Annotated in this window: 2 protein-coding genes and 1 pseudogene; 1 reads left to right on the forward strand and 2 read right to left on the reverse strand. The window is 49.8% G+C overall.

Annotated features, from left to right (window positions below; translation table 11 throughout):
* Positions 1 to 110: 110 nt before the first annotated feature.
* Positions 111 to 581: a hypothetical protein gene (locus DL88_RS19665; protein ID WP_051956158.1), complete on the reverse strand. Its 471-nt coding sequence runs from the start codon at positions 579 to 581 to the stop codon at positions 111 to 113.
* 1 nt (position 582) lies between these two features.
* Here DL88_RS19665 and DL88_RS18200 point away from each other — a divergent pair, with 1 nt between their 5' ends.
* Positions 583 to 1689 (forward strand): TraB/GumN family protein, encoded by a 1107-nt coding sequence (locus tag DL88_RS18200; protein WP_084705285.1) that lies wholly within the window; start codon positions 583 to 585, stop codon positions 1687 to 1689.
* Positions 1690 to 2041: 352 nt separating this feature from the next.
* Here DL88_RS18200 and DL88_RS20500 read toward each other — a convergent pair.
* A pseudogene (locus DL88_RS20500) lies at positions 2042 to 2126 on the reverse strand (IS5-like element ISMex42 family transposase); the annotation flags it as partial.

A 2126-nucleotide genomic window follows, 5' to 3' on the forward strand; every position in this document is an offset into this window, starting at 1 on the left:
GCGTTTGGCTCGCCATTCTGTGGAGCTTCATTACAAGCTGTGGCCACTCAAAAAATCACTTCGCTCAGGCTTGAATGCCCTTCTTCACAGTCGACTAGATGTTTACTAAATCAGTAGATTAACTCTCCAGTTTGCACTCTAAGTGTAAACGCGGATTTGAAATTGACTGCGAGCTGAGCGCGCACAGCTGCATAAATCTCTGCATCGTCCAAACTCTTCGGGCCGAGATGCTTGAACCAGTGTTTAGCTGCTTTTTTGGCAAACTTCTTGATTAATTCTCCTATATCCGAAAAGCTGCCTGGTATCTTTCCATAGAAGACATCATACAAAATATGTACATAACCCATCTTATATGATGCATCAATCGCTTCAAGAAATAATGCTTGCGCGAACGCAATGTCATCGTCAGTCAAGCTTTCTTCGCGTATTTGTATCGGCGGCCAGAAAAATCGGAATATCGTCCATGCTTCATGCTTTGTTATGTAAATCTCTATGGACGAAAAATGTCTTAATTCATTCGCCATCTCTGTCTCTCTGCTATAATAATACTTCGCATTTTCTGTATTTGTGCCGAAATTCAAAATGAGCCGCTTCCTGCATCTTCTGAAATTTTGCAGCGTGCTCCCGCTACGCGTGATGGGGCGTGTAGTAACATCTTGTAAGATACGCGAAGGATACCGTCGAGTGCCGCGCTGCGGGGGCATTCTCCTTTTGCCCTTGTTTATATCATGGTCGACGCCCAATCCCGTCCATGCTCAATGTAGGGGGCATGATCTGTTCCCGCTGATCAAGGCGCGAGCGCCTCAGATTTTTTCAGTGATCAAGGAAGAAGCCGCTGCCATGCCTTTTGCGCATGGGACACTCTTTCGCCTGTCGCGCGAGGGGCGGGCCGACTCTTACATTTTCGGTTCGCTTCATTTGAGTGATCCGCGTGTCACAGACTTCTCACCGCAGCTTTTCGCAGCGTTCCGGGAAGCACAAATTGTTGCTCTTGAAACGACCGAGATGGAGGCTCTATCTGGCCGTTTGATAAGAAGAAATCCAGCGGCGATGCGCGTGGCCCTGCTCGCTCATAAGGGTCATCGGGCAGATGATCTGTTAAATCAGTCCGATTTCCAGAAGCTCGAAACTATGGTTGTCGAAGCGGGCATGGAAATTTCTTCGGCGCATATGTTCAAGCCTTCGATCCTGGCACTCCTGCTGGATCTGCCGCCATGCGCCCATCACCCGTCCGGTAAAGCCTATGCTGATGAATTGATTGCCAAATTGGCCCGCGAGCAAAACAAGAAAATCGTCGGCCTAGAATCAATGCTCGATCAGATCACGATTCTTGACGGATTGCCGACCGACGTTGAGCACAACCTTTTGACTGCGGTATTAAATCAGGTAGGACATGGCGAGGATGTCGTCGAGACGACGATAGCGCGTTATATCGCTGGTGAAACCGGGCAATTGCTGGCCTGGATGAAATCGTCCCAACTCATCCCAGGAGTAGAAGAGGCGCGGACGCCGCCGGAATTCCTCGATCGCTTGATCAATCAACGTAATCGCCGCATGCGGGCTCGTGCACTTCCGCTGTTGGCTGAAGGCGGCGCATTCATTACGGTCGGGGCCGCGCATCTCCCAGGAAAAGAGGGCCTCCTCTATCTTCTGCAACAGGATGGCTTCCAGGTTGAAGCACTCAATTGAACTAAAACCTGTTTGGGGAGCCCCCAGCTATGCCCGGGAGGCAGGAGAAGTTTGACATTTGCCAAAGATCACCGTCGTTATGCCCAAGTGTCTAGTCGAAACGGGGCCCGTTCACCCGGCGAGGTTTGACTTGTCAAAAATGCCTGATGGGGGCATTTTTGAGTCAAAATCACAGTTACAAGGCTAGGATCTTATATCTATAATTGGCATACGCTGGCGTCTGTTCTCGATCGAATTTTTGGAACTTAATGGCCATGAGCAATATAAGAAAAGCTTATGCTTGGGATCAGGCTGGTTTTGACGGCGGCCGAAATCTGCAAGTTCTCTCTATCGGCAAGCGTACTAGGGTGTGTTAGCGCTTGATCCATTCATTGGTTGCGGCGAGACAGAGGATGCCGAGGAAGGAGCAGGCGGTTTTTTCGTAGCGTGTGGCAATG

This window comes from Beijerinckia mobilis, assembly GCF_000745425.1.
Taxonomy (GTDB): domain Bacteria; phylum Pseudomonadota; class Alphaproteobacteria; order Rhizobiales; family Beijerinckiaceae; genus Beijerinckia; species Beijerinckia mobilis.

Excerpts from the sequence above, each read along its gene's own strand:
- DL88_RS18200 (WP_084705285.1), top strand. The coding sequence starts at position 583 with ATGAGCCGCTTCCTGCATCTTCTGAAATTTTGCAGCGTGCTCCCGCTA.